The following is a 19,908-nucleotide window of genomic DNA, read 5'->3' as shown; positions in this document are numbered from 1 at the left end:
GTGTCTACGGCGGGTGTGTCGGAGCCAGCCGTGCCGAAGCGGGGCGCATCGACGTCGGACGTGCCGGACCCCATCGCCGCTGCGGGGGCTGCGGCGCAGCCTGAACCGCACGGCGTGTGGGCGCCGCCGGAGGGTGGGAAGTCGTCGGCCGCAACCGAGATGACTGTGTCGGATCCGACGGTGACCGAGTCGGTTATGTCGACGGCGGGCGCGTCGACGGCAGATGTGCCGGAACCCGCCGTCGCCGGTGCTGTGGCGCAGCCTGAACCTGGCGACCCGTGGGCGCCTCCGGGGAGCCGCCGGCCGTCGGCCGTGTCCGGGGTGGTCATGTCGAAGTCGGCCGCGACCAGGACGGCGGCGCCGAAGCAGGGTGGGTCGACCGCAGACGTGTCGGAACCCACAGACACCGGGACCGCCCCGCAGTCCGAACCTCGCGACCCGTGGGCGCCGCCGGGGGACCACCGGCCGTCGGCCGCGACCGGGACGGTCACGCCGAAGTCGGCCGCGACCAAGACGGCGGCGCCGAAGCAGGGTGGACCGACCGCAGAGATGCCGGACCCCGCCACCACCGAGACCGCCCCACAGTCCGAACCGCACGACCCGTGGGCGCCCCCGGAGGACCGCCAACCGTCGGCCGCGACCAGAACGGTCACGCCGAAGTCAGCCGCGACCAGAACGGCCGCACCGACGACGGCCATCCCGAATACGTCCACCCCAACCGCGAACCTGCCCGCCCCCAACGGAACCGCACCCAACCCCCCAGCTGGCCGGTACGACGTCCCCCCGCCGCCACCCGCGCCAGGCTCGGCAGGGGCCTACGCGCCGCCCGGGTCCGGTACTCCGCCGATATCTGGGGCCGGGGCGGACGGGCAGCGGGGCGCAGCCCCGAACGGCAGCGGCGGGCGGCCGGACGGTGACGGCGGCTTCCCTCCGGCGGACGGCAACGGCGGTTTCCCGTCGGGCACCGCGCCCTTTCCCCACGGCGCCTCCACGTCTCCGTACGGTGGTTCCGCCCCCGGCGGCTGGGGCCCGGGCGGCCAGCTGGGGCAGCACGTGCCGCCCGCCTACCAGCCCTACTGGATGCCGATCGCGTTGAACAACGGGTTCGGTACCGCCGCTCTCGTTCTCGGGATCGTGGGTACTGTCCTCTTCTTCACCGTGGCTTTCGGGCTCCTCCTCGGTTTGCTCGCGATCATTTTTGGTGCCATCGGGCGCAGCAAGGCGGACCGGGGCGAGGCGGACAACGGCGGGAGTGCGCTGGCCGGATTGATCATGGGCGGTGTGGCGATGCTGCTGAGCGTGCTCATGGTCTGCTACGTCGTGGTGGCCAACGCGACCTATGTGGACGACGACCCGTGGGGCCCCGGCTACTCCGACGATTCGGGCTTCGGCGACCCGACTTCCGGCGGTTCCGGCTCCGGCACCGATGACGACGGCGCAGATACGGACCGCGGTCCTGACGACGACGGCCCGGGCACGTACGAAGCCGCGCCCGCCCCCGGCCCCCGTACGGCCTCCGACTCCCGTACGTACGAAGCCGCGCCCGCGTCCGCCGTACCTGGGCCGACCGCCATCCCGGACCTCCGGAACCTCCCGGCGGCCCGTACCGGCACCCAGACCATCGTCCTCACCCAGCTCTGAAGCCCGCCCCGGCCCAGCAGCCCTAAGCCCCCAGCCGCTGCCGAGCCTCCATCAGCGCGAACCCCAGCAAGTTCAAGCCCTGCCACCGCGCCGGATCCTGCGCGCGCTCGTCGTCGGCGGCCAGTCCGATTCCCCATATGCGGTCCAGCGGGCTGGCTTCCACCAGGACGCGGGAGCCCGTCCCCAGGAGATACGCGCGCAGGGCGTCGTCCTGGCCGAACTTGTGCACATTGCCCTCGACGACGTACGCGAAGCGGTGCCGCTCCCACAGCGCGCCGTCGAAGCCGCGTACCGTGCGGCCCGCGTCCTTGGCCTGCTTGGGGTGGACGGCGGCTATCGCTCGCCGCTCCGCTTCCGCGTCCTCGAACAGCCGGGCCTTGCAGGCCATCATCCAGTGCTCGGCGGTGGCGTACCGCACGCCGTCGACCGTGAACGGCGACGGCCACCACTGGCTGAAGCAGCTCGCGCCCAGTTCGCCGTCGCGGCGAGGTGTGTGGCCCCAGAAATAGACGTATTTGTACTGCTCGCCGGCGGCCGTCCGCGCGGTCAGCTCCTCCACCGAGCGTGGCCCGTCCGCCGTCGGTACGGCCGCTGCCGACGCGGCCCCGGCCGTGTCCGCCGCGCCGCTGTGTGGCTCGTTCATCCCCCTGCCCCCCGTGCTGTCGTGCATCATGCCGGGATTCTGTCAGCGGGCACTGACAACGTGTCGGGGTGCCGTACGACGGAAATCGCAGAATCCGTCGCGTAACCAAAAGGCAACAACGGAATCCCTTGTTGGGGCCCTGCTCCTCTGTCACGATCAGCCATCAATTCCGGAAAGAGCTACGCCTGGGGTGCCGCTGAGCGGCCCCGGCGTCCGGCGGAGGAGAGCACCATGATCCAGCGATTCGACGTGCGGGACCGATTCGCCGAGGGCGCCCAGTACCTCGCCGGCGGCCTCCGGGACGGCAGCTCCGGCCGCACCCAGTACGTGGTCGATGCGGCCACCGGCGAGCAGGTGTACGGCTACCGGCTGGCCTCGACGGCGGACGTGGACGCGGCGGTGGACGCCGCGGCGCGCGCCTTCCCCGCGTGGGCCGGGGCGACCCCGGGCGAGCGCTCCGACGCCCTGCACCGGTTCGCCACCGTCCTCGGCGAGCGGGCCGGAGAGCTGGCCTACGCGGAGTCGCTCCAGTGCGGCAAGCCCATCAAGCTCAGTGCGGAGTTCGACGTACCGGGGTCGGTCGACAACGCGGCCTTCTTCGCGGGCGCCGCCCGGCACCTGGAGGGGCGTTCGGCGGGGGAGTACAGCCCGGACCACACCTCGGTGATCCGCCGCGAGCCCATCGGCGTCATCGGCTCCATCGCGCCCTGGAACTACCCGCTCCAGATGGCTGCCTGGAAGGTGTTGCCAGCCATCGCGGCAGGCAACACGGTCGTCCTCAAGCCCGCCGAGATCACCCCGTTGACCTCACTGATGTTCGCGCAGGCGGCGACCGAGGCGGGCATCCCGGACGGCGTGCTCAACATCGTCTCCGGCGCGGGCCGGGAGGCCGGTGAGCACCTGGTGGCCCACCCGGGCGTCGCCATGGCCTCCTTCACCGGTTCGACGGCGGTCGGCAAGCGGGTCGCCGAGATCGCCACCAGTACCGTCAAGCGGATGCATCTCGAACTCGGCGGCAAGGCCCCGTTCGTGGTCTTCGACGACGCCGACCTGGAGGCCGCGGTGCACGGGGCGGTGGCCGGCGCACTGATCAACACCGGGCAGGACTGCACCGCCGCCACCCGCGCCTATGTGCAGCGGCCGCTCTACGACGCCTTCGTCGGCGGCGTGGCCGACCTGATGGCGACCGTACGGCTCGGCGATCCGTTCGACCCGGCCACCGATCTAGGCCCGCTGATCTCGTACACCCAGCGCGACCGGGTCGCCGGGTTCGTCGACCGGGCCCGGTCGTACGCCACCGTCGTCACGGGCGGCGCGGTGCCGCAGGGCGAGCTGGCGAAGGGCGCGTACTACCTGCCCACGTTGATCACGGGCGCCGCGCAGGACAGCGAGGTGGTCCAGAGCGAGATTTTCGGGCCGGTGCTGGTTGTGCTGCCCTTCGACAGCGACGACGAGGGGATCGCGCTGGCCAACGACACCCCGTACGGCCTGGCGGCCTCCGCATGGAGCCGGGACGTCTACCGCACCGGCCGCGCCACCCGCGAGATCAAGGCGGGCTGTGTCTGGGTCAACGACCACATCCCGATCCTCAGCGAGATGCCGCACGGCGGCTACAAGGCCAGTGGCTTCGGCAAGGACATGTCCGCCTATTCCTTCGAGGAGTACACGCAGGTCAAGCACGTCATGTTCGACAACACCGGCACCGCCAGGAAGGACTGGCACCGGACCGTCTTCGGGGACCGCACCTGAGAGCGGGGCGGCAGTCGCCGCACACGGCCGCACCGGCTGACCACCGGGCTCATCCTGAAAGGGCACCGCGTATGGAGGACACCCAGCAGCCCGGGAGCCTGTCCGCGCCCGAGCTCGCCGCCGTACGGCGCAGCCTCACCGACGGCCGGATGGCCATGACCCGGCGGTCGCTGCTGCGCGCGGGCGGGGCGGGCGCGCTGGCGCTCGGCGGTCTCGGCGCGCTGTCGGCCTGCGGCATTCCGCCCGCGGGCCGTACGGACGCGGGGCGGTCGGTGGACCGCTCCGGGCAGGAGAAACGTGTCAGCTTCTCCAACTGGACGGAGTACCTGGACGTCAGCGACGACGGCAAGCGCCGGCCGACGCTCGACGCCTTCACCCGGCGCACCGGAATAGCGGTGAAATACACCGAGGACGTCAACGACAACGACGAATTCTTCGGCAAGATCCAGGCGCAGCTGGCGGCCGGGCAGGACACCGGCCGGGACCTGATCGTGCTCACCGACTGGATGTGCGCGCGGATGATCGGGCTCGGCTGGGTGCAGAAACTGGACGCCGCGTCCCTGCCCCATGCGCGCGCCAATCTCTCGGAACAGTTCCGCGATCCGGACTGGGACCCGGGGCGCGCCCATTCCTATCCCTGGACGGGAATCCCGGCCGTCATCGCGTACAACGTGAAGGCCACCGGCGGGCGTACGGTCGATTCCGTCAGCCAATTGCTGGACGACCCGAAGCTCAAGGGCCGGGTCGGATTCCTGTCGGAAATGCGGGACAGTGTCGGGCTGACCCTGCTGGACATGGGAAAGCGCCCCGAGGACTGTACGGCGGACGATTTCGACGCCGCGATCGCCCGGCTCCAGAAGGGCGTGGACAGCAAGCAGATCCGGCGCTTCACCGGCAACGACTACATCAACGACCTGAGCAAGGGCGATCTCGCGGCGTGCGTGGCCTGGGCCGGGGACGTGGTCCAGCTCCAGCACGACAACCCGGACATCAAATACGCCGTGCCGCGCGCGGGTTACATGACGTCCACGGACAATCTGCTGGTTCCTGATCAGGCCCGCCACAAGAAGAACGCCGAACGCCTCATCGACTACTGCTACGAGCCGAAGGTGGCGGCGCGGATCGCGGCGTACATCAACTATGTGTGCCCGGTCGACGGCGTACGCGAGGAACTGGCGAAGATCGACCGGGACCTGGCGGACAACCCGCTGATCCTCCCGGACCGGGAGATGGCCGCCCGGTCGCATTCCTTCCGTGCTCTGCACGGCGAGGAGAGCAAGGACTTCGCCCGGAAATTCGCCGATCTCACGGGTGCCTGAGACCGTAACGCCCGGCCACGCACCGGCCCCGACCGCCCTCCGACCCACGGGACCACCCATGACACAGACCTCCGGTGGCGACGTCCGCCTCTCCGGGATCAGCAAGACCTACGGCTCCTTCACCGCCGTCCACCCGCTCGACCTGACGGTCCCGGCCGGCTCCTTCTTCGCGCTGCTGGGCGCCTCCGGCTGCGGCAAGACCACCACCCTGCGCATGATCGCGGGCCTGGAGGACCCGTCCACCGGGACCGTCGAGCTGGACGGGAAGGACGTCACCGCGCTGCCCCCGTACAAGCGCCCGGTCAACACCGTCTTCCAGAACTACGCCCTGTTCCCGCACCTGGACATCTACGAGAACATCGCGTTCGGTTTGCGCCGCCGGGGAATCAAATCCGTGAAGAAGCAGGTCGAGGAGATGCTCGACCTGGTCGAACTCGGTCCCATGGCGCGCCGTAAACCGCAGCAGCTCTCCGGCGGCCAGCAGCAGCGCGTCGCGGTCGCCCGCGCGCTGATCAACCACCCGCGGGTGCTCCTCCTGGACGAGCCGCTGGGCGCCCTCGACCTCAAACTGCGCCGCCAGATGCAGCTCGAACTCAAGCGCATCCAGACCGAGGTCGGCATCACCTTCGTGCACGTCACCCACGACCAGGAGGAGGCCCTGACGATGGCCGACACGGTCGCGGTGATGAACGGCGGGCGCGTAGAGCAGCTCGGCGCGCCCGCCGACCTGTACGAGAACCCGGCCACCACCTTTGTCGCTAACTTCCTGGGCACCTCCAACCTCATCGAGGCCGAGGTGGTGGCGGCCGGCGGCGACGACCTGCTGCTCACCGCCGGGGAGACCAAGCTGCGGCTGCCCGCCGGGCGATGTCGCACCACGGTCCGCACCGGTGGCAAGGTCCTGGCGGGCGTACGGCCCGAGAAGATCAGCCTCGCGCACGCCGACGACGCGGGCGGCGTCGCCGAGGGCCGCAACCGGCTGACGGGGCGCATCCGGGACGCCGGTTTCCTCGGCGTCAGCACGCAGTACGTGATCGAGTCCCCGGGTGCCGGGCGCCTCGCCGTCTACGAGCAGAACGTCGAGCGCGACCCCCGCCTGGTGCCCGGCGCCGAGGTGATCCTCCACTGGAGCCCCGCGCACACCTTCGGCCTGGACGCCGCCCAGGACATCGAGGCCGGCGCGGACACCGGCGAGGAGGCGGCATGACGACGACCGCCGAAGCGCCGCCGCCCGCCGCCCCCGAGGACGCACCGAAGGCCCGCGGGCGCGCGACGCGCAAGCGCCTCGTGCCGTACTGGCTGCTGCTCCCCGGCATCCTCTGGCTGGTCGTCTTCTTCGCCGCACCGCTGGTCTACCAGGCGTCCACGTCCGTACAGACCGGCTCCCTCGAAGAGGGCTTCAAGCTCACCTGGCACTTCGCCACCTACTGGGACGCGCTGGGGGAGTACTGGCCCCAGTTCCTGCGCTCGGTCGGCTACGCGGCCACCGCGACGGCGCTCTGCCTGGTGCTGGGCTACCCGCTCGCGTACCTCATCGCCTTCAAGGCGGGCCGCTGGCGCAACGTCGTGATGATCCTGGTCGTCGCCCCGTTCTTCACCAGCTTCCTGATCCGCACGCTGGCCTGGAAGACGATCCTGGCGGACGGCGGCCCGGTGGTCGGCGTACTGAACTCGCTGCACGTCCTGGACGTGACGAGCTGGCTGGGGCTGACCGAGGGGCAGCGGCTGCTGGCCACGCCGCTGGCAGTGGTGTGCGGCCTGACGTACAACTTCCTGCCGTTCATGGTGCTGCCGCTGTACACCTCGCTGGAGCGCATCGACCCGCGGCTGCACGAGGCCGCCGGCGACCTGTACGCCCGCCCCGTCACCACCTTCCGCCGGGTGACGTTTCCGCTGTCCATGCCGGGCGTGGTGGCCGGCACGCTGCTGACCTTCATTCCGGCCGCCGGTGACTACATCAACGCCGAACTGCTCGGCTCCACCGACCAGAAGATGATCGGCAACGTCATCCAGTCGCAGTTCCTGCGCGTCCTGGACTACCCGACGGCCGCCGCGCTCTCCTTCATCCTCATGGCGGCCATCCTCGCCATGGTCACCATCTACATCCGCAAGTCCGGGACGGAGGGCCTGGTGTGAGGGCCGTACTCCGGTGGCTGCGCCGCCACCTAGTCGTGCTCGCGGGCCTGGCCACGCTCGCGTACCTGCTGCTGCCCAACCTCGTCGTGCTGGTCTTCTCGTTCAACAAGCCCAACGGGCGCTTCAACTACGAGTGGCAGCGCTTCGCCACGGACGCCTGGACCGACCCGTGCGGCGTCGCCGACCTGTGCGGCTCGCTGGGCCTGAGCCTGCAGATCGCCGTCTGGTCGACGGTCGGCGCGACCGTCCTCGGCACCATGATCGCGTTCGCCCTGGCCCGCTACCGCTTCCGCGCCCGGCCCGCCGTCAACACCCTGATCTTCCTGCCGATGGCGATGCCCGAGGTGGTGATGGCCGCCTCGCTGGCCACCCTGTTCCTCAACATGGGCATCCGGTTCGGCTTCTGGACGATCCTGATCGCGCACGTCATGTTCTGCCTGAGCTTTGTCGTCACGGCGGTCAAGGCCCGCGTCATGAGCATGGACCCGCGCCTGGAACAGGCGGCCCAGGACCTCTACGCCTCGCCCGCGCAGACGTTCCTGCGCGTGACCCTGCCGATCGCCGCGCCCGGCATCGCGGCCGGCGCGCTGCTCTCCTTCGCGCTGTCCTTCGACGACTTCATCATCACCAACTTCAACGCCGGCTCGACTGTGACGTTCCCCATGTTCGTCTGGGGATCGGCGCAGCGTGGCACACCCGTTCAGATCAATGTCATCGGAACGGCGATGTTCCTGATCGCCGTGCTCTGCGTCCTGGGGGCACAGCTGCTCTCCGGACGCCGGAAGAGGAGCTGAGAACCATGGCACGAGCTGCCATGACCACCCCCGTCCACGCCCTCGCGGACGCCGCCCCGATCTCCTTCTGGCTGGACGACGAGAACCGTCCGGCCGCCCTCCCCGCCCTCGTCGGCGACGAGCACACCGACCTGCTCGTCGTCGGCGGCGGCTACTCGGGCCTGTGGACCGCCCTGATCGCCAAGGAACGCGACCCCGCACGCGACGTCGTCCTCGTCGAGGGCCAGGAGGTCGGCTGGGCCGCCTCCGGCCGCAACGGCGGCTTCTGCGCCGCCTCCCTGACCCACGGCCTCGGCAACGGCCTGGACCGCTGGCCGGGCGAGCTGAGGAAACTCGAAGAACTCGGCGCCCGCAACCTCGACGCCATCGAGGACACCATCGCCCGCCACGGCATCGACTGCGCCTTCGAGCGCACCGGCGAGATCGACGTCGCCACCGAACCCCACCAGGTCGCCGAGCTGAAGGAGAGCGCCCAACAGGCCGAACGGCTGGGCCTGACCGGCATCGAGTACCTCGACCGCGAGGCGCTGCGCGCGCAGGTCGACTCGCCGACCTTCCTGGCCGGCCTCTGGAACCGTACGGGCGTCGCCATGCTCCACCCCGCGCGGCTGGCCTGGGGCCTGAAGAAGGCGTGCCAGGACCTCGGCGTACGGATCTACGAGCACACCCCCGCCACCGCCCTGGCCGCCGACGGCCTCGGCATGGCGGCCCGCACGCCGTACGGCCGGGTCTTCGCCCGCCGGGTCGCGCTGGGTACCAACGTCTTCCCGTCCCTGGTGCGCCGCGTGCGCCCCTACGTCGTCCCGGTCTACGACCACGCGCTGATGACCGAGCCGCTGTCGGACGGGCAGCTGGCCGCCATCGGGTGGCGGGGCCGCCAGGGCCTGTCGGACAGCAACCACCACTTCCACTACTTCCGCCTGACCACCGACCACTGCATCCTGTGGGGCGGCTACGACGCCGTCTACCGCTTCGGCGCGTCGGTCCGCGCCGAGTACGACCACCGCCCGGCCACGTACGAGAAGCTGGCCCGGCACTTCTTCCAGTGCTTCCCGCAGCTGGCGGGGCTGCGCTTCACCCACGCATGGGGCGGCGCCATCGATACCTGCTCGCGCTTCTCGGCCTTCTTCGGCACCGCGCACGCCGGACGGGTCGCCTACGCGGCCGGCTACACGGGGCTGGGCGTGGGCGCCACCCGCTTCGGCGCGGAGGTCATGCTCGACTTCCTGGCGGGCGAGCGCACGGAGCGCACCGAGCTGGAGATGGTCCGTACGAAGCCGCTGCCGTTCCCGCCGGAGCCGCTGCGCTGGGCCGGGATCGGCCTCACGCAGTGGTCCATGACGAGGGCCGACACCCACGGCGGGCGCCGCAACCTGTGGCTGCGGGCGATGGACAGGGCCGGGCTCGGCTTCGACAGCTGACCGCACCGGCCGTACGGCGGGCGCGATTCCCCGGCGCGTCGGTCCCCTCGCGGGCGCGCTCGTACCTCCTCGGGCGCGCCCGCCGTCCAAAGCCCCCGTACGCGCCACTCCACGCCCCCCGCTGCTTCCGTCCACCGCGAAAAACCCCGGCAAACCCGTGTAAGGATGCCGCCGCCGCGGTCTCTCACCGGGCGGACAGCGGTCCGAGCGGACCGCGGAAGCGAGGGGACATGGACGCCGCGGGGGCTAAAAACGCAGTGGAGTGGCTGGTGACGGCGGCAGCGGACCCCGACGCCTGCCGGTGGGAGTGGGAGCGCAACCCCCTCGGGGTCGCGCTCCTCCCGGCCGGCCGGCTCTGGGACGTACTGATCGTGCCCGGCGCGCTGGGACGCCCGACGCTGGACGTGCTGACGCGGGTGACGGAGCGGCCGGGGCCGGTGCTCGGGGACTTCGGGGACGCCCGTACGGGCTTCTTCGTGCCGCCGGGCACGGCCGCGCGCTGGCTGGGCACCGGGGTGCGCGGCGCGGGGAGCGGCAGCTGGATCGTGGTTCCCTATCCGGGCCGGGCGACGGGCGGCGTGCGCTGGCTCGTCATCCCCGACGGCACGGGGCGGCTCACCGAACCGGCGGTGCTCGAACTGGCGATGCACGAGGCCGCCGCCTCACTCGCGACCGGGCCGTGAGAGGGACACGAACCGGCCATTCACGGCGCCGCGCTGAGTCGTGCGGGTCCGGCATCCGTGATTCCGGACGGGGGCCGTTCGCAGGGGCTCCCCGATTGGGCCGGGCGCAGGGGGCGCCCGGTGCCCGCATCAGGTGCCGCATTTCCAGGGGGGAAGAGTTGTGCGCACGTCGGAACACGTTCTCGGGAGGCTCGGCGTCGAGCCGGAGACGGAAACGGTCTACCGGGCCCTGCTGGCCCGGCCGTACGCCACGCCGGCCACTTTGGCGGACCATACGGGAATGACCGGGCGGGAAGTCGAACGGGCCTTGGGCCGCCTGGCCGAACTGGCGCTGGTACGCCCTTCGGCGGAGCACTCCGGCCGGCTGTACGCGGTTAGCCCGCGGCTGGGCATGGATATCCTGCTCGCCCGGCAGCAGGCCGAACTCGCCGCGCAACAGCAGCGTGTGGAGGAAAGCCGGGCCGCCGCCGCCCGGCTCGTCTCCGAATTCGCCGTGCCCCAGCAATCCGCCGCCGACCACGGCGTGCTCCGGCTGGCCGGCGCCGACCGGATATCCGACCACCTGGCGGAAATGGGCGCGGCCGCCGAAGAGGAATTGCAGGTGTTCGCGGGCGGGCCGCCCGGCACGTTGCCCGAACTGCCGCCGCTGCGGCCGCTGTACGAGAAGCTGCTGGCCCGTGGAATGCGTGTGCGCACCGTCTGCCTGGACAGCGCCCGGCACGATCCGGCGGCCGTGGCCCACGCCGAGTGGCTGGCGTCGGCGGGGGCGGAAGTCCGTACGGCCGCCGTGCTGCCCACCCGTATGGTCGTCGTGGACCGCCGCTCCGCGCTCGTCTGCGCCTCCGCCGAGGACACCGCGCAGACTGCCGTCTCCGTACGGGTGCACGGCGTGGTCACCGCGCTGAGCACGCTGTTCGACGCTGTGTGGGCAGCGGCCGAGCGGCTGGGGCCGCCGCCGTCCCGGCGCGCGGCGGACGGCTTCACCCGGCAGCATCTGGCCGCGCTGCAACTGCTCGCCGAGGGGCACACGGACGCCACCGTCGCCCGGCGGCTGGGTGTCTCGGCCCGTACGGCCCGCCGGATCGCGACCGACGCGATGGCGGGCATGAAGGCGCGCAGTCGGTTCCAGGCAGGCGTGCTCGCCGCCCAGTTGGGGTATCTCCCGGCATCCTCCGCCTGACGCGCCGCACCGCACGAGCAGGGAATGTCCGGCCGGTCCACCACGACCGGCCGGAATTCCGCGCGCCTTTCACTGGCGGCCGGCGTGTGGACCGAAAGGGACATGGCCGGTTCGGTCCACCGGCAGCCCCTTCTTTCGTACGGCGGGCGCGCCGACACTCCTTTGGCATGAAGGCTCTGGTGCTGTCCGGCGGAACGGGAACCCGACTCCGCCCTTTCACGTATGCGATGCCCAAGCAACTGATCCCCGTCGCGGGCAAGCCGGTACTGCGGCATGTCCTGGAAAACCTGCGGGAGCTGGGCGTCACGGATATCGGCATTGTCGTCGACGCACGGGACCGGCGCATCGCGGCGGCTCTCGGAGACGGCGCGGACCTCGGCGTACGGCTCACCTTTCTCCACCAGGAGCAGCCGCTGGGGCTGGCGCATTGCGTGGTCCTCGGCCGGGATTTCCTGGGCGCCGAGAATTTCGTGCTCCACCTCGGTGACAATGTGCTGCCCGAGGGGATCGGCGCGCTCGCCGCGCGATTCGCCGCCCGCCGCCCCGCCGCACAGCTGGTCGTCCAGAAGGTGCCCGACCCGCGCCGCTTCGGCGTCGCGGAGCTGGACGCGGACGGCGCCGTGCTGCGGGTGACGGAGAAGCCGGACCGGCCGCGCAGTGATCTCGCGCTGGTCGGCGTCTACTTCTTCACCGCCGAGGTGCACCGTGCGGTGGCCGCCATCGCGCCGGGCCGCCGCGGCGAACTGGAGATCACCGACGCCGTGCAGTGGCTGATCGACGCGGGCGCGGAGGTCCGGGCGGGGGAGTACGGCGGCTACTGGCGCGACATCGGGTGCGCCGAGGACGTGCTCGCCTGCAACCGCAGGCTCCTGGAGGGCATCCGGCCCGCGCTGGCGGGCGGCGTGGACGCCGCGAGTCGGCTCACCGGGCCCGTCGTGATCGAGGCCGGTGCCCGGGTGACCGGATCGGTGATCGAGGGACCGGTCCTGATCGGCGCGGGCACCGTCGTCGAGGACAGCCACGTCGGCCCGTACACCGCCCTGGGGCGCGACTGCGTTCTGCGCCATGCCGGGATCGCGGACTCCGTCACCCTCGACGGCGTGACGATCGACCGGGTCGGCGGCCTGACCGGCTCGCTGATCGGCCGTGCCGCCCGCATCGGCCGGGCCCGCCCCGGCGACGGGCGGCACCGGCTGCTGGTGGGCGACGACACCCGGATCGAGGTGGCGGCGTGAGGCTCCTGGTCACCGGCGGCGCCGGGTTCATCGGCTCGCACTACGTCCGTACGCTCCTGGACGGCGGCTTCGGGGAGCGGCCCGACGCGGACACCCGCGTCACCGTCCTGGACCTGCTCACCTACGCGGGCAACCGCGCCAACCTGCCCGCGCACCACCCCCGCATGGAGTTCGTACGCGGCGACATCGGCGACCTGTCGCTGCTGCTGGCGCTGCTGCCCGGCCACGACGCCGTGGTGCACTTCGCGGCCGAGACGCATGTCGACCGCTCGCTCGCCCCGGACGCCGCGCCCGAGTTCGTACGGACCAACGTCCTCGGCACCCAGACGCTCCTCGACGCCTGCTTGCGCACCGGTGTCGGCCGCATGGTGCAGATTTCCACCGACGAGGTCTACGGCTCGATCGCGCACGGCGCGTGGACCGAGGCGCAGCCGCCCGCGCCGCGCTCGCCGTACGCGGCGTCCAAGGCGGGCGCCGACCTGCTCGTGCTGGCCTGCCACCACACCCACGGGCTGAACGTGTCGATCACCCGCTGCTGCAACAACTACGGCCCGTACCAGCACCCCGAAAAGCTCATCCCGCGCTTCGTGACCCGCCTCCTGGAGGGCCGCGAACTGCCCCTATACGGCGACGGGCGCCACGTCCGCGAATGGCTGCACGTGGACGACCACTGCCGCGCCGTGCACCGGGTCCTCCACCGCGGCAGGGCCGGCGAGATCTACCACGTCGGCGGCGGCAGCCCGCGCACCAACCTCGCGCTGACGGGGCAGCTGCTGCGGCTGTGCGGCGCCGAGTGGTCCAGCGTCCGCCGCGTGCCCGACCGCAAGGGCCACGACCGGCGCTACGCGCTCGACGCCACCAAGATCCGTACGGAGCTGGGCCACGCGCCGCGCACCGGCTTCGACCGCGGCCTGGCCGACACCGTGGCCTGGTACCGCGACCACCCCGACTGGTGGAAGGAGACGGCACACCGATGACCATCCGTGTGTGGGACTACCTGGCCGAGTACGCGGCGGAGCGGGCGGACCTGCTCGACGCCGTGGACACGGTCTTCCGCTCCGGGCAGCTGGTGCTCGGCGCGAGCGTCCGCGGCTTCGAGGCCGAGTACGCCGCGTGGCACGACGCCGCCCACTGCGTCGGCGTCGACAACGGAACCAACGCCGTCACCCTCGCCCTCCAGGCCCTCGGCATCCGCCCCGGCGACGAGGTCGTCACGGTCTCCAACACCGCGGCGCCCACCGTGCTCGCCATCGACGCGGCCGGCGCCGTCCCCGTCTTCGTGGACGTGCGCCCCGATACGTACCTGATGGACACCGGGCAGCTCGCGGCGGCCGTGACGGGCCGCACCCGGGCCCTGCTCCCGGTGCACCTGTACGGGCAGTGCGTGGACATGGCGCCGCTCCGCGCCGTCGCCGACGCGCACGGGCTGGCCGTCCTGGAGGACTGCGCGCAGGCCCATGGCGCGCGGCACCACGGCCGCCTGGCGGGAACCCTGGGCGACGCCGCGGCCTTCTCCTTCTACCCGACCAAGGTCCTCGGCACCTACGGCGATGGCGGCGCGGTGCTCACTTCGGATGCCGAGGTCGACGCGGCGCTGCGGCAGCTGCGGTACTACGGCATGCGCGAGCGCTACTACGTCGTCCGCACGCCGGGCCACAACAGCCGCCTGGACGAGCTGCACGCCGAGATCCTGCGCCGCAAACTCCGCCGCCTGAACCGCTACATCGCCGCCCGCCGCGCGGTGGCCCGGCGCTACGAACAGGCACTCGCGGGCAGCGGCCTGGTGCTGCCCGCCACGGCCCCGGGCAACGACCACGTGTACTACGTCTACGTCGTCCGCCACCCCGAACGGGACCGCATCCTGCGACTCCTGGAGGAGCGGTACGACATCGCGCTCAACATCAGTTATCCGTGGCCGGTGCACACCATGTCCGGCTTCGCGCACCTCGGATACGGCAGCGGAGCGCTGCCCATCACCGAGGCACTGGCCGGTGAGATCTTCTCGCTGCCCATGTACCCGTCGCTGCCACGGGGCGTGCAGGACAAGGTGATCGGTGCGCTGCTCGACGTGCTGGGAGGGCTGTGATGGCCGCATCCGTGTCAACGGCGGTGCCCGCGCCCGTCGCCGGCCGCGTGGTCGACGGTGCGCTCGGCCGCTGGTTCGCCGAGGCCGGCGAGCGCACGTACACCCGTGCCCGGCGCATCCCGCTGGACGCCCTGGAGGGCTGGCACACCGACGCGCACACGGGCGATCTCGTCCATGACCGGGGCAGCTTCTTCAGCGTCGGGGGCCTGGACGTGACGGCGCCGGACGGCCCCGTGCCGCGCTGGGCGCAGCCCGTCCTGCACCAGCCGGAGACCGGCATCCTCGGGCTGCTGGTCAAGGACTTCGGCGGGGTGCCGCACTATCTGATGCAGGCCAAACCCGAACCGGGCAACGCGGGGGGCCTCCAGCTCGCCCCCACCGTGCAGGCCACCCGCTCCAATTTCACCCGTGCGCACGGCGGGCTGTCCGTGCCCTACCTGCGTCACTTCCGCAGCCCGTCGCCGCGTGCGTTGATCGCGGACGTACGCCAGTCGGAACAGGGGGCGTGGTTCTACCGCAAGCGCAACCGCAACATGATCGTGCGCACGACGGAGGACGTGCCGGTGCTGCCGGGGCACCGGTGGATGACGCTGCCGCAGATCCACGGGCTGCTCGCGGCCGGTGACGTGGTGAACATGGACGCCCGGAGCGTGCTCGCCTGCCTGCCCCCGCGGCGCGGCCCGGCGGGCCGCCCCCGCCACACGGGGCGGGAGATCTTGCGCTGGCTCACCGACGTCCGCAGCCGGCCCGGCCTGCGCACCCGCACCGTACCGCTGCGCGGGCTGCCGGGCTGGCACCGCACGGGGCACGCGATCCGCCATGACGACGGCCGCTTCTTCGAGATCATCGCGGTCGAGGTACGGGCGGGCGGCCGCGAGGTACGGCGCTGGACGCAGCCCATGCTGCGCCCGTGCGGCACCGGCGTCATCGCTTTCCTCCACACCCGCATCGACGGCGTGCCCCACGTCCTCGTGCATGCCGCCGCCGAGCCGGGCAGCGTGGACGCCGCCGAGCTGACCGCGACGGTGTGCTGCACCCCGCAGAACTACGCGGGGCTGCCGCCCGCGGCCCGCCCGCGCTTCCTGGACGAGGTACAGCACGCGCCACCGGACCGAGTGCTCTTCGACGCGCTCCTCTCGGAGGAGGGCGGCCGCTTCCACCACGCGCTCAACCGCTACCGGATCGTGGCAGTCGACGGGCCCCGTGCGTACGAGGCGGCGGGAGACTACCGCTGGGTGACGGAGCGTCAGCTCTACGCGCTGCTGTGCCACAGCCACTACGTCACCGTCCAGGCACGCACTCTGCTCACCTGCCTGCGCAGTCTGTCCGGATCGGAGGCAGCCTGATGACCGGAACGGCGTGCCGGGTCTGCGCGGCGCCGCTGCGTACCTTCCTCGACCTCGGGGACCACCCGCTGTCCTCGGCCTTCCTGACGCCCGCCGAGGCCCTGGACGGGGCGGGGGACACGGTCCGCTACCGCCTCGCTGCCGGACAGTGTGAGCGCTGCGCCTTGGTCCAGCTCACGGGCGACGTGCCGTACGAACGCCGCCCGCACCAGGGGTACCCGTACCACTCGTCCGGCTCCGCCGTGATACGCGAGCATTTCCGTGCGGCCGGGCTGCACCTCCTGCGTACCGAACTGCGCGGCGCACGGGGCGCCCTGGCCGTCGAGATCGGCCGTACGGACGGCGTGGTGCTCCGGACCCTGGCGGACGCCGGGGTGCGCCCGCTGGCCTTCGAGCCGTCCGGACGGTGCGGATACGGGGCGGCGCGGGTGCGCCCCGACTTCCTGACCGCCGCGTCCGCGCGTGAGGCCGTCGCCGCCGAGGGCCGTGCCCGGGTCGTGTACGCCGCCAACACCGTGTGCGATATCGCCGACCTGCCGGGCCTGTTCGCGGGTCTGGACGAACTCCTCACTGCCGACGGCGCTTTCGTCTTCGAGGACCCGTACCTCGGCGAGATCGTCCGGCGCACCGCCTTCGACCAGTTCTACGACGAGCACCGCTGGTACTTCACCGCGACCTCCGTGCGCGCCCTGGCCGAGCGGTACGGATTCCGGCTCACCGGCGTCGAACGGCTGCCCGTGCACGGCGGCCAGCTCCGCTACGTCCTCACCCGGGCCGGACGCCGCAGGCCCGCCCCGGAGGTGGCCGAGGTCCTGGCGGAGGAGGAAGCCCGCGGGCTGACGGCCCCCGCGACCCTGGACGCCTTCGCAGGCCGGGTGGAGCGCGTACGCGGCGACTTGGTGGCGCTGCTCGAAGCGCTGCGCGCCGCGGGCCGTACGGTGGCGGGCTACGGGGCCACGGCGAAGAGCTGCACCGTGGCCACGTACTGCGGCCTGGGCCCGTACCTGGTCCCCTACGTCTGCGACAGCACCCCGGCCAAACAGGGCAGGGTGACTCCCGGCGCCCATATCCCCGTCCGCCCGCCCGCGGCCTTCGCCGCCCCCTATCCGGACTACGCGCTGCTGTTCGCGTGGAACCACGCCGACGAGATCATGGCCAAAGAGCAGGCGTTCCGGGCCGCGGGCGGGCGGTGGATCCTGTACGTACCGGAGGTACGCGTGGTGTGAGGGCCGGGCACGGCGGCCGTCAGCCCGCCAGCTTCTCCAGTCGCGGCACGATCGCCGCCGGGGAGGGCAGGGCCGCCGTCTCGTCCCGTACTTCGGCCGCCGCGGCCAGCAGGGCGTCGTCCGTCAGCAGGTGGCGCAGCAGGTCCGCGTCCACCGCCTCCGGAGAACTGACCATGGCGACGCCCCGTGCGCGCAGAATGCGGGCCACCTCGTAGTCGTCGGCGCCGCCCGGCAGCACCAGATGCCGTACGCCCGCGCCGAGACCGGCCAGCGTGGTGCCGTTGCCGCCGTGGTGGATCATCGCGGTGCAGGTCGCCAGCAGCGCGGTGAGCGGCAGCCAGCCCTCGGCCCGTACGTTGGCGGGCAGGGGCCCCAGCTCGGCGGGGCCGGCGTCGCCGAGCGCCAGGACGAACTCGGCGTCCACCGCGCCGGCCGCGCGCACCACCGTACGCAGCTCGCCGACGCCGCTCAGCTGCGGGCGCAGCGTGCCGAGCGTGACCGCGACGCGGGGCCGGGCCGGGCGCTCCAGCAGCCAGGGCGGCAGCATGGCGCCAGTGGTGTAGGGCAGCGCCCGCATGGGCCAGCCGCCCAGATCGTACGTGGCGATGCTGGGCGGGCGGGTGTCGATCGTCGCCGCGGGCGGGGGCGGTGGCCCGTCCAGGCCGTACTGCCGGTACACGGCGGCCAGCCACGGCCCGAAGCGGCTGCTGATCTGCCGGAAGTGGTGGCAGCTGATGGTGTGCTCGACGGCCGGTACGCCGAGCAGCGCGGCCACGAGAGGCCCGGCGCCCTGGAGTTCGGTGTACAGGACGAGATCGGGCCGCCAGGCCGTGGCGACCTCGACGGTCCGCTCGACGGTGGCCTCGGAAGTCCTGGCGAACAGTTCGGCGGCCAGCGTGACGGCTTCGGGCGAGTCCGTACGGAACCGGTCGAAGGTCATGCCGCGTTCGGCCAGCAGCCGCCCGAAGATCTCCTCGGTGTCGGCGGTGGGGGAGGAGTCGAAGGCGTGCAGTCCGGCGCGCGCCACGTGTGCGCATGAGGCGCCGGGGACGGCGAACAGCACGTCGTGCCCCGCGGCGCGCAGCGCGTGCGCCAGCGCGATCGGCGGGAAGACGTGCCCCGCTCCATGGGACGTGGTCACCAGGACGCGCATGGCTTAGCCCTCCCTCGTGAGTACCGGCCGCCCCTCGGCGGCGACGGCCCCGCGCAGCGCGGCGGCCACCCTGCGGACGTCGCGGTCGCCGAGCCCCGGATGCAGCGGCAGGCACAGCGTCTCCGCGGCGGCCCGCTCCGCGCCCGGCAGGGCGGGGCCGCCGGTCCCGAACGCGGGCACCTTGTGCAGCGGCGCGTAACGGAAGGTCGTGTAGATGCCGTCCCGGAGCAGCGCGGCGGCCACCCGGTCGCGCAGACCGGCCGCCATCTGCACCCAGTAGAAGAAGTACGAGGACGTGTGCCCGGCGGGCAGCGGGGGCGGCAGGCGCAGCGCGTCGCAGCCGGCCAGCTCCCGGTCGTACAGTTCGACGATCTCGCTGCGGCGGGCCAGGAACGCGGGCAGCCGGTCCAGCTGTACCGTGCCGATCGCCGCGGTCAGGTCGTTGCCGAGCTCCCGGCGCCCCGGCTCCGGAACGTCCAGCTCCCACCAGCGGGACGACACCCGCGCATGCCCCAGGCCGGATGGCTGGACCAGGCCGTGGTACGCCAACCGGCGCGCCCGTACGGCCAGTTCGGCGTCGCGTACGTACAGCATGCCGCCGTCGCCGGTGGTCAGCACCTTGGCCGCGTCGAAGCTCCACATCGCCAGATCGCCGAAAGTGCCGACCGCCCGGCCGTCCGCGCGTGAGGCCACCGAGCAGGCGCAGTCCTCGATCAGGGTGCGGCCCGCCGCGCGGCAGCGGGCGGCGATGCGCGCGATGTCGCCGGGGTAGCCGCCGTAGTGCAGCACCACCACCGCCTTGGTACGGGGCGTGACGGCGGCCTCGATGTCCTCCGCGCTCGGGTTCAGGGTGCGGGCGTCCACGTCGCAGAAGACGGGGCGGCCGCCGGCCCGTACGACCGCGTTGGCGGCGGCCACGAAGCTGGGCGAGGGCAGTATCACCTCGTCGCCGGGCCGCAGGCCGAGAAGTTCGGTGGCGAGGAAGAGGCCCGCCGTGCCCGAGTTGAGGAACAGTACATGCTCCGGGCGCACTCCGACGTGCGCGGCGAAGGCGGCCTCGAAGGCGGCGCTGCGCGGCCCGTGGCCGAGCCAGCGGTCCGCGAACACCGCCGCCACGGCGGCCAGTTCCGCGTCCCCGGCCTGCGGCTGGAAGAGGTCGATCATGTCGTGGTCCTCACATCCTCGAAGGGGCGGGTGCCTGGGGCGAGTCTGGGGCGGTGCCTGGGGCCCGGGAAGCGGGCGGCGCGGGACCGAAGCGGCCATGGACGGTTCGGTCCGGCGGCGGTGTCTTCCGCG

At 72.4% G+C, this 19,908-nt stretch carries 17 protein-coding genes; 14 read left to right on the top strand and 3 right to left on the bottom strand.

Annotation, left to right across the window (positions count from 1 at the left end; genetic code table 11):
• Positions 1-1,080 precede the first annotated feature (1,080 nt).
• On the top strand, positions 1,081-1,641 hold the full coding sequence (locus CP984_RS41235; protein ID WP_050498903.1) for a DUF4190 domain-containing protein: 561 nt from the start codon (positions 1,081-1,083) through the stop codon (positions 1,639-1,641).
• A 22-nt stretch (positions 1,642-1,663) separates the two neighbouring features.
• Here CP984_RS41235 and CP984_RS10795 read toward each other — a convergent pair whose 3' ends face one another.
• A complete protein-coding gene (locus CP984_RS10795; protein WP_003980189.1) occupies positions 1,664-2,284 on the bottom strand; it encodes an NADAR family protein in 621 nt (206 codons plus the stop codon).
• Positions 2,285-2,515: 231 nt separating this feature from the next.
• Here CP984_RS10795 and CP984_RS10790 point away from each other — a divergent pair, with 231 nt between their 5' ends.
• From CP984_RS10790 to CP984_RS10730, 13 genes are all read left to right on the top strand, one after another.
• A complete protein-coding gene (locus CP984_RS10790) occupies positions 2,516-4,033 on the top strand; it encodes a gamma-aminobutyraldehyde dehydrogenase (RefSeq protein WP_003980188.1) in 1,518 nt (505 codons plus the stop codon).
• 71 nt (positions 4,034-4,104) lie between these two features.
• Positions 4,105-5,352: a polyamine ABC transporter substrate-binding protein gene (locus CP984_RS10785; RefSeq protein WP_003980187.1), complete on the top strand. Its 1,248-nt coding sequence runs from the start codon at positions 4,105-4,107 to the stop codon at positions 5,350-5,352.
• Positions 5,353-5,410: 58 nt separating this feature from the next.
• Entirely contained in the window at positions 5,411-6,559 is a 1,149-nt protein-coding gene (locus tag CP984_RS10780) for an ABC transporter ATP-binding protein (RefSeq protein WP_003980186.1), read from the top strand.
• Positions 6,556-7,488 (top strand): ABC transporter permease, encoded by a 933-nt coding sequence (locus CP984_RS10775; RefSeq protein WP_003980185.1) that lies wholly within the window; start codon positions 6,556-6,558, stop codon positions 7,486-7,488. The genes CP984_RS10780 and CP984_RS10775 overlap by 4 nt, the downstream gene beginning before the upstream one ends.
• Positions 7,485-8,282 (top strand): ABC transporter permease, encoded by a 798-nt coding sequence (locus CP984_RS10770; RefSeq protein WP_003980184.1) that lies wholly within the window; start codon positions 7,485-7,487, stop codon positions 8,280-8,282. The genes CP984_RS10775 and CP984_RS10770 overlap by 4 nt, the downstream gene beginning before the upstream one ends.
• 5 nt (positions 8,283-8,287) lie before the next feature.
• Positions 8,288-9,703 (top strand): NAD(P)/FAD-dependent oxidoreductase, encoded by a 1,416-nt coding sequence (locus CP984_RS10765; RefSeq protein ID WP_030182306.1) that lies wholly within the window; start codon positions 8,288-8,290, stop codon positions 9,701-9,703.
• Positions 9,704-9,933: 230 nt separating this feature from the next.
• On the top strand, positions 9,934-10,386 hold the full coding sequence (locus CP984_RS10760) for a bifunctional DNA primase/polymerase (RefSeq protein ID WP_030182305.1): 453 nt from the start codon (positions 9,934-9,936) through the stop codon (positions 10,384-10,386).
• A gap of 280 nt (positions 10,387-10,666) precedes the next feature.
• Positions 10,667-11,566: a helix-turn-helix domain-containing protein gene (locus CP984_RS10755; protein WP_086026195.1), complete on the top strand. Its 900-nt coding sequence runs from the start codon at positions 10,667-10,669 to the stop codon at positions 11,564-11,566.
• Positions 11,567-11,733: 167 nt separating this feature from the next.
• Positions 11,734-12,801, top strand: coding sequence for a glucose-1-phosphate thymidylyltransferase (locus CP984_RS10750; RefSeq protein WP_003980180.1), 1,068 nt, complete (start codon positions 11,734-11,736; stop codon positions 12,799-12,801).
• Positions 12,798-13,778, top strand: coding sequence for a dTDP-glucose 4,6-dehydratase (gene rfbB / locus CP984_RS10745; RefSeq protein ID WP_003980179.1), 981 nt, complete (start codon positions 12,798-12,800; stop codon positions 13,776-13,778). The genes CP984_RS10750 and rfbB overlap by 4 nt, the downstream gene beginning before the upstream one ends.
• On the top strand, positions 13,775-14,887 hold the full coding sequence (locus tag CP984_RS10740) for a DegT/DnrJ/EryC1/StrS family aminotransferase (protein WP_003980178.1): 1,113 nt from the start codon (positions 13,775-13,777) through the stop codon (positions 14,885-14,887). The genes rfbB and CP984_RS10740 overlap by 4 nt, the downstream gene beginning before the upstream one ends.
• Positions 14,887-16,233 (top strand): NDP-hexose 2,3-dehydratase family protein, encoded by a 1,347-nt coding sequence (locus tag CP984_RS10735; protein ID WP_050498902.1) that lies wholly within the window; start codon positions 14,887-14,889, stop codon positions 16,231-16,233. The genes CP984_RS10740 and CP984_RS10735 overlap by 1 nt, the downstream gene beginning before the upstream one ends.
• Positions 16,233-17,459 carry a class I SAM-dependent methyltransferase gene (locus CP984_RS10730; RefSeq protein WP_003980174.1) on the top strand — a complete coding sequence of 409 codons (1,227 nt, stop codon included), beginning with the start codon at positions 16,233-16,235 and terminating at the stop codon, positions 17,457-17,459. The genes CP984_RS10735 and CP984_RS10730 overlap by 1 nt, the downstream gene beginning before the upstream one ends.
• Positions 17,460-17,478: 19 nt before the next feature.
• On the opposite strand, the gene CP984_RS10725 is transcribed toward CP984_RS10730, so the two are convergent.
• Both CP984_RS10725 and CP984_RS10720 read right to left on the bottom strand, forming a co-directional pair.
• A complete protein-coding gene (locus tag CP984_RS10725) occupies positions 17,479-18,612 on the bottom strand; it encodes a nucleotide disphospho-sugar-binding domain-containing protein (protein ID WP_003980173.1) in 1,134 nt (377 codons plus the stop codon).
• Positions 18,613-18,615: 3 nt separating this feature from the next.
• Positions 18,616-19,776: a DegT/DnrJ/EryC1/StrS aminotransferase family protein gene (locus CP984_RS10720; RefSeq protein ID WP_003980172.1), complete on the bottom strand. Its 1,161-nt coding sequence runs from the start codon at positions 19,774-19,776 to the stop codon at positions 18,616-18,618.
• Positions 19,777-19,908 lie beyond the last annotated feature (132 nt).

It is taken from the genome of Streptomyces rimosus (genome assembly GCF_008704655.1).
GTDB lineage: Bacteria > Actinomycetota > Actinomycetes > Streptomycetales > Streptomycetaceae > Streptomyces > Streptomyces rimosus.
This window is presented reverse-complemented; position numbering and strand designations above follow the sequence as displayed.

What these genes read in the sequence shown, in the direction of transcription:
- CP984_RS10720 (WP_003980172.1), bottom strand. Translation starts at nt 19,776, where the DNA reads ATGATCGACCTCTTCCAGCCGCAGGCCGGGGACGCGGAACTGGCCGCC.
- CP984_RS10740 (WP_003980178.1), top strand. Translation starts at nt 13,775, where the DNA reads ATGACCATCCGTGTGTGGGACTACCTGGCCGAGTACGCGGCGGAGCGG.
- CP984_RS10775 (WP_003980185.1), top strand. Translation starts at nt 6,556, where the DNA reads ATGACGACGACCGCCGAAGCGCCGCCGCCCGCCGCCCCCGAGGACGCA.
- CP984_RS10735 (WP_050498902.1), top strand. Translation starts at nt 14,887, where the DNA reads ATGGCCGCATCCGTGTCAACGGCGGTGCCCGCGCCCGTCGCCGGCCGC.
- CP984_RS10755 (WP_086026195.1), top strand. Translation starts at nt 10,667, where the DNA reads ATGACCGGGCGGGAAGTCGAACGGGCCTTGGGCCGCCTGGCCGAACTG.
- CP984_RS10750 (WP_003980180.1), top strand. Translation starts at nt 11,734, where the DNA reads ATGAAGGCTCTGGTGCTGTCCGGCGGAACGGGAACCCGACTCCGCCCT.
- CP984_RS10765 (WP_030182306.1), top strand. Translation starts at nt 8,288, where the DNA reads ATGGCACGAGCTGCCATGACCACCCCCGTCCACGCCCTCGCGGACGCC.
- CP984_RS10785 (WP_003980187.1), top strand. Translation starts at nt 4,105, where the DNA reads ATGGAGGACACCCAGCAGCCCGGGAGCCTGTCCGCGCCCGAGCTCGCC.
- CP984_RS41235 (WP_050498903.1), top strand. Translation starts at nt 1,081, where the DNA reads ATGCCGATCGCGTTGAACAACGGGTTCGGTACCGCCGCTCTCGTTCTC.
- CP984_RS10725 (WP_003980173.1), bottom strand. Translation starts at nt 18,612, where the DNA reads ATGCGCGTCCTGGTGACCACGTCCCATGGAGCGGGGCACGTCTTCCCG.
- CP984_RS10730 (WP_003980174.1), top strand. Translation starts at nt 16,233, where the DNA reads ATGACCGGAACGGCGTGCCGGGTCTGCGCGGCGCCGCTGCGTACCTTC.
- CP984_RS10780 (WP_003980186.1), top strand. Translation starts at nt 5,411, where the DNA reads ATGACACAGACCTCCGGTGGCGACGTCCGCCTCTCCGGGATCAGCAAG.
- CP984_RS10795 (WP_003980189.1), bottom strand. Translation starts at nt 2,284, where the DNA reads ATGAACGAGCCACACAGCGGCGCGGCGGACACGGCCGGGGCCGCGTCG.
- CP984_RS10760 (WP_030182305.1), top strand. Translation starts at nt 9,934, where the DNA reads ATGGACGCCGCGGGGGCTAAAAACGCAGTGGAGTGGCTGGTGACGGCG.
- CP984_RS10790 (WP_003980188.1), top strand. Translation starts at nt 2,516, where the DNA reads ATGATCCAGCGATTCGACGTGCGGGACCGATTCGCCGAGGGCGCCCAG.